At 44.2% G+C, this 7,245-nt stretch carries 3 protein-coding genes; 1 reads left to right on the forward strand and 2 read right to left on the reverse strand.

What is annotated here, in order from left to right; genetic code table 11:
- The first annotated feature begins 91 nt into the window (after window positions 1-91).
- Complete coding sequence (locus tag VN429_RS06720; RefSeq protein WP_325631249.1) at window positions 92-3,730, forward strand: PKD domain-containing protein; 3,639 nt, start codon at window positions 92-94, stop codon at window positions 3,728-3,730.
- Window positions 3,731-3,784: 54 nt separating this feature from the next.
- Here VN429_RS06720 and uvrB read toward each other — a convergent pair whose 3' ends face one another.
- A complete protein-coding gene (gene uvrB / locus VN429_RS06725) occupies window positions 3,785-5,713 on the reverse strand; it encodes an excinuclease ABC subunit UvrB (protein WP_325631252.1) in 1,929 nt (642 codons plus the stop codon).
- A partial coding sequence (uvrC, locus tag VN429_RS06730; RefSeq protein ID WP_325631254.1) for an excinuclease ABC subunit UvrC occupies window positions 5,710-7,245 on the reverse strand: 1,536 nt, incomplete at its 5' end. The genes uvrB and uvrC, both read right to left, overlap by 4 nt.

The following is a 7,245-nucleotide window of genomic DNA, read 5'->3' on the forward strand; positions in this document are numbered from 1 at the left end:
CCTATATATATGATGAGAAATATAACCCTGATTAACTCCTCTTGCGAGTTGCATCCCATTATGGTATGCGTCACGGGGATTTCCTTCATTCATGAATGATTTACAGGGGAAGTGTGAAGTAATGGCATACAAAACTGCATATCCGGTCATCGCAGGGCTGCTTATCCTGGCATTCCTGATTACCGGAAGTATGGCGGAGCCACAACAGAAAGGGGTAGTCTTTGTTAATTCTGTTCCTGCGGGAGCAGAAATCTACCTCACCAATGTGTCGGTCTCGCCTGATAACCTGACAGTGTCGGATACAGAAGGCCTCACTCCGCGAGAGTTCTTTGTGGAACCTGGGACATATCGGTTATTTCTAAAAAAGTACGGATTTATTACCTGGTGGAATGAGTCGTTCACCGTCACTCCGGGAACGTATCTCAACTTCAGCACGGTTACACTCACACCAAATAATCCGGTTTATGGTGCCATCCATCTTGACACCAACCCGTCAGATTCGGATCTGACTCTTCACCGTGAGATACCAAATGTCACCAGTTTGATCTACAGTAAGACTCCAGCATCTGTAGAGTCTCTTCCCCCAGGAACCTATATCTATAACATCACCCGGTCCGGGTATTATCCTAAGAATGGAACAACAGAGGTTACGGCAGGGAACGTGACTGAACTTCGTATCAATCTCGATCCAATTCCAGAGACAGCACCTGTTACTTTCAAGAGTGATCCGACAAGTGCTGATGTCTACATTTATCAGATTAGCAGGATGAATGCAGACCAACAGAGTACACTTGTATCTAAAATGGATAGTGCTCTGAACTCTTTCAATGGTTCTCATGAAGAAGTTGCAGCAAAGATACAGAACGTAGTCTCAACAGAGGATATCACGCCTGATTACCTGAAGTATACTGCCGGGATAATCGGTAACACGACAACAACCCAACAACTTTACTCAGGAGAATACTTCTCAGTCTTCTTCAAGGATCGGTACCACTGGGGCTACAAATTCTTCAATGTGACTGCCAACACCCCCAGTACAGTTGAGATAGAACTGACACCGTTCACCAATTATGTGCAGGTCTACTTCGAGACCAGTATTGATGATGATGATCATCCAGAGCTTGGCATACCTAAAGGAGCCAATGTAACATATGATGGCGAATTGCAGGAGAACCGGACTCCATGCTGGATCAGTCTCCCAGCCCAGAAGATCGTCAATGTAACATTTGACCGGATGCCAATGAACCTGCCAAAGACAGTAACTGTTGACACGACTCTGTTTGTTGGTCGCCCTTCAAAGTGGGGACAGATCATCAGCCTTGACCGTGCCACATACTTCATTCAGGCAGGATCGGATGCACACTCCACCATTCAACCATCTGGTTTGATCCCTGTTATTGCAGGAGAAACTAAAGAGTTTACCCTGAGTGGAGAGCATCCGGCATATCTTGCTCATAACCTGACTGTGGATCGGACGAGCGAAGGAAAACCTGTATTCAATATAACCTATAATCTCGAAAATGTTACATATCCACATGAGAAGACACTGGGCAATGCGACCCTTTACCTTTCTTCCCTTAAGAAGCAGGTAGCTGTCAATGCAACAGCAGGAAAAGGTGGTTCAGTAAACAATGCGGGTATAACCTTCTATGACTATGGTGAAGACAGTGCAGCATACAACTTCACACCAGATGTTGACAACCAGGTCAAACAGTTATATCTTGATGGTGAACCGGTACCGTATGCACCATCCTATGTGATTCAGGGCTCAAAGATGACGTATAACCACACGTTATACTGCACCTTCCGTCCAACTAAGGTTACTGTATTTACCAATTATACAACCGGAGGAAAGATTGATCCATCTGATCCCTATCAGGTGGATTATGATGGGTGTACTAAAAACACGACTGGAGTTCCTGATCCAGGGTACTATCTTTCGTATCTCAGACCCGAGTTTGAATCTGGCGACTCATACATGGAGTCTGAAGGTTTCAAAACAAACTTCCAGATTTGCAACCTCCATACAAATCTTACCTGGCATGCAGTCTTTGAAAAGCAGTGGTTCAATGTAACATCAACTGCAATCCCTGCAAATGCCGGGATGATAGTTCCATCTGGTAACACAACTGCTACATATGGGCAGACTCTTACTTTCAACTCAACTGCATTCTCAGGATATCAACTTGCAGATATAACCGACAATGGAGTCTCCAAGGGTCCGGTCAGTTCCTATACCCTCAATGTTACCGATAACCACGAGATTGTTGCACATTTTCAGCCTGACGTCCTGACCATCGCGGCGGTTGCTGGTCAGGGCGGTCAAATCCAGCCCAATGGCACGGTAAATGTTACCTTCGGGAACACACAGTGCTTCAACATCACCGCATTCAGTAATTACTTCATCTCCAATGTGGAGGTTGATGGCATTAGTCAGGGTAACAATACAAGTCCTATGACTTATTGTTTCCCGAATGTGACCAAAAATCACTCGATTAACGCAAGTTTCAGCAAATATGCATACACCATAACACCATCGGCAGGAGTAGGGGGGACAATTTCTCCGTCTACCCCACAGAATGTAACCATTGGTGATTCGATCAACTTCAACATAGCCGCAAACCCCTGTTACACTATAGGCGATGTTATCGTGGATGGGAAAAGCAATGGACCTCAGGTTAGTCCATTTGTCTACACATTCCCGAATGTAAATGCTGATCATACCATTCAGGCAGTGTTCCAGATTAAAACCTACAACATTCTGGTAAATCAGTCCAATGGTGGCAATATCTCACCTGCAGGAACAAATGGGATCGTTCAGGTAAACTGCGGGTCTAACCAGACTTTCACTATAACTCCTGATGCAGGTAATGCCCTTTACGATCTGATTGTGGACAATAGTTCAGTAGGACCTATCAATCCATACACATTTGTAAACATCAGTTCAGATCATACCATTGAACCTGTCTTCGTTCTTCCACCAGTTCCTGATTTCGAAGCTGATCGTATAAGGGTCCCGCCAAAGTACCCCGTCACCTTCAAGGATCTCACCATCAATAACCCGACTGACTGGCTCTGGGACTTTGGTGATGGTGAAGTAACAAATGTACGTGAACCGGTTCACCTGTATGCAAAAACTGGTAATTACACTGTAAAACTTACTGCTTTCAATGCAGCAGCACCTAATGGTGTAACTGTTGAGAAGAAGGATTACATCTGTGTTACCACTGATCCGATTGCCTGTATGATGGCAAAACCACAGGGAGGAACTGTTCCTCCAGGATTAACTGTTGAGTTCACAGACTGTTCACTGAACACAGATGATGTCTCATGGGGGTGGGTCTTTGGTGACAGCAGTGCAGGTTCACTCTCTAAGAACATATCGCATACCTATACTGCACCGGGAGTTTACCAGGTAACTCATCAGGTTGACAAGCCATTCATAGCAAAGGACTATGCATACGAGACGATCACGGTGATGCAGCAACCAGTAGCTGATTTCATGGCTCACCCGTTGTCTGGAAAATCTCCACTTAGTGTCCAGTTTGAGGACAAATCACAGGGATTCCCGACTGAGTGGTTCTGGAACTTTGGAGACAACACCGCATCCTATGACCAGAATCCATTGCATGTATACTCTACACCTGGCAACTACACCGTAACCCTGAAGGTCTTTAGTAATGAAGGAACTTCAGAAAAAGTAAAGGATGGATATATTTCCGTTCTCTAATCTTTTTTTAAAAAGAGTGACGATCACTGTTTCTGATCGTCTGTAATATGTTGTTTATTCTAAATCTTTCTTCAATGCTGTAATTTTGTCCCTAAGCATGATGGCTTCCTCGAAATTGAGGAGCTGGGCAGCAGCCTTCATCTGTGACTCAAGGTCAATTATCAATGCCGGGATTGAAGATTTCGGAACCGGTTTTCCAACTGGTAGTTCAATCTCCTGTTCTCTGATCGGTTTTCTGATCGTCTGTGGGGTTATTCCGTTTTGTTTGTTATATTCGATCTGAAGGTTTCGTCTTCGATCGGTTTCATCCATTGCAATCTGCATGGAACCGGTTATAGTATCAGCGTAGAGTACAACATGAGCTTCTGCGTTACGGGCTGCACGCCCGATGATCTGAATAAGACTTCTTGCATCACGGAGAAATCCTTCTTTGTCAGCATCAAGAATGCCGATGAAACCAACCTCTGGGATATCAAGACCCTCACGAAGAAGGTTGATCCCCACTAAAACATCAAACATACCCAGTCTTAGTTCTCTGATGATCTCGGTCCGCTCCAAGGTGTCAATATCTGAGTGAAGATATCGTGTTTTCACTCCCCGGGCTTCGAGATACTCGGTTAGTTCTTCTGCAAGTCTTTTGGTCAGGGTAGTGAGGAGAACACGGTCTCCGTTTTCGATGGTTTTTTGAATCTCTGCTTTGATATCTTCCATCTGTCCCTCAATAGGTCTGACTTCAACTACTGGATCAACTAGACCAGTTGGCCTAATGATCTGCTCGACTACCTGCTGTGAATTGTCTTTCTCGTAATCTGCAGGAGTAGCAGATACGAAGATCACATGTTTGAGATAATGCTCAAACTCAGGAAACCTGAGTGGCCTATTATCAAATGAGGAAGGCAGTCTGAATCCGTAGTCTATTAGTGGAACCTTACGAGACCGGTCTCCGTTAAACATCGCCCTGACCTGAGGAATTGTCTGATGGCTCTCGTCTATAAAGAAAAGAAAGTCTTTTGGAAAATAATCAAGGAGGCAGTATGGTTTTTCTCCGACTTTCCTGCCATCAAAGTGTCGTGAATAGTTCTCGATCCCTTTGCATGATCCGGTCTCCCTGATCATCTCAAGATCATACTTAGTTCTCTGCTCTAACCTATGGGCTTCCAGCATCCCAAGATGGGGTAGACGTTCTACAAGCTCAGCCTCGATTGATTTAACTGCAGCTTCTTTCTGCTCTTCAGGAATGATGTAATGACTAGCCGGAAATACGTAGATATGTCTTAATTTTTCCACCGGATCCCCTGTAGTCCGGTTTATCTCAGTAATCCTGTCTACAACATCTCCAAAGAGTTCTATCCTGATGATATTGTTATAATAACTCGGAACCAGATCGATGGTCTCCCCTTTTACCCTGAACCGACCTGGTACAAGTTCAATGTCATTGCGTTCATAGAGATTATCCACAAGTTTTGATATGATCTCTTTACGTCCAATCTTCTGATCAACTCCGAGATCAAATCCCATACTTTTGTAGGTATCAGGCCTTCCGAGACCATAGATACAGGATACTGAAGCAACAACGATAACATCACTTCTTCCAAGCAGTGATGCAGTGGCAGAGAGCCTCATCATCTCGATCTTCGGATTTATTTGTGCATCTTTTTCGATGTACTGATCCTTTTTTGCGATATACGATTCAGGCTGGTAATAATCATAATATGAAACAAAATATTCGACCCGGTTGTGAGGAAAAAACTCTCTGAATTCATGATAGAGCTGGGCTGCCAGAGTTTTGTTATGAGCCAGCACAAGAGTCGGCATATTCATTTTTGCGATGACATTTGCCATCGTGAATGTTTTTCCTGACCCTGTAACCCCCAGGAGAGTTTGTGCCGGATATCCCTTGTTATATCCCTCAACAAGTTTCAAAATTGCATCAGGCTGCGAACCTCGTGGCTGATATTCTGATACGATTTGAAAATCTGTCATGATAGTGCTTTTTTCCTTCTTATCAGGCGCTGGTATGTTATGGCAAATCGGTGAGCTTCATCCCTGATCTCCTGCACCAGGAGCGATGCTGGACTTTTCTTCGATAAAGGTATTGGAAGAGACCTGCCTGTAGTATAGATCTCTTCCTCTCTCTTTGCTATGGAGATGAGCGGAATTGAAAGATTTAATTCTCTGAGTTCTACTTCAGCTGCATGGAGCTGACCCTGACCCCCGTCAATAATGATTAGATCAGGAAATGGTTGTTCTTCTTTTTTTAATCTGCTGTATCTACGTTTCACCACTTCAGCAATCGAAGAAAAATCATCGATACCTTCTACTGTCTTTATTCTGAACCTCCGGTAATTCTTCTTGTCAGGTTTTCCATCCTGAAAACTCACCATAGAGCCAACAGTTCCTGTTCCTGAAAGATGTGAAATATCGAAACATTCGATGACATCTGGAGGGGCAGACAGATGTAATGCCTCTCCCAGTTCAATTACTCTCATTTTCCCGGCAAAGAATGATGCTTCAATGTTCTTCATTACGAGATCGAGCAGATGTTTTTTTGCTCCCTGTACTGGGATCGTGAGGGTTACTTTAGTCTCTCTGATACTCGAGAGATACTCCTCAATTGATGAATCCGGCATCTCCGGGAGAATAAGTTCGTTTGGTGGTTTAACACCGGCATAATACTGGATGATAAATTCTTCAAGAAAATCCTCGGTCTCAGGAAACACGAACTCTTCTTTGCTGGTTAGCGTTCCCCTTTCAATTGTGAAGAGAATCAGATATACTGTCCCTGAAACTATCTGATAATTAATGATATGTTCATTTGCCTGCTTCTGGCGTTGAACGTATTGTCTCTCTGAAAGGTGTTCGATGGCAACAATCTGATCTCTGATTGCAAGTGCTGCTTCGAAATCCTGTTGCTCTGAATGATCTGTCATCTCCTCTTTAAGATTGGCTATGAGATCCTGATTTTTACCTTTCAAAAGAAGGTCGGCACTCTTCACCTGGTACTGATATTCCGGTTCTGATACTTTTCCTTGACAAGGAGCAGAACAGGTTCCCAGGTGAGAGCGGAGACAAGCCCTTTTTGTCATTTTCCTGCAGGTTCTCAAATGGAAGGTCTGTTTGATGAATGCAAGAACATGATCACGTTCAGCAGCAGAAACAAAGGGGCCGTACAGGGTGCCACCCTTTTTCCCGCCCCTGTACCTGGCTATTCCGATTCTTGGGAATGGATCATCGCTTATCCGGATGAATGCGTAGCTTTTAGCGTCCTTGAGATCGATATTAAATTTTGGCTGATGACGTTTGATTAGGGTATTTTCAAGGATTAGTGCTTCCACCTCTGAAGCAGTAATTATGAAGTCAAGATCCGCAGCTTCGCTGACCATCCGCTTTGTCTTGGCATTATGATCGGTCTTCTGAAAGTAACTGGAAACCCGCTTCTTCAGATTTTTTGCTTTGCCGATATAGATGATCGTCTCTTCGGCATCCTTGAACAGATAACAGCCTGGATCCTGGGG

Source organism: Methanospirillum sp., assembly GCF_035560735.1.
In the GTDB taxonomy this organism is placed as follows: domain Archaea; phylum Halobacteriota; class Methanomicrobia; order Methanomicrobiales; family Methanospirillaceae; genus Methanospirillum.

Excerpts from the sequence above, each read along its gene's own strand:
- VN429_RS06720 (WP_325631249.1), top strand. The coding sequence starts at position 92 with ATGAATGATTTACAGGGGAAGTGTGAAGTAATGGCATACAAAACTGCA.
- uvrB (WP_325631252.1), bottom strand. The coding sequence starts at position 5,713 with ATGACAGATTTTCAAATCGTATCAGAATATCAGCCACGAGGTTCGCAG.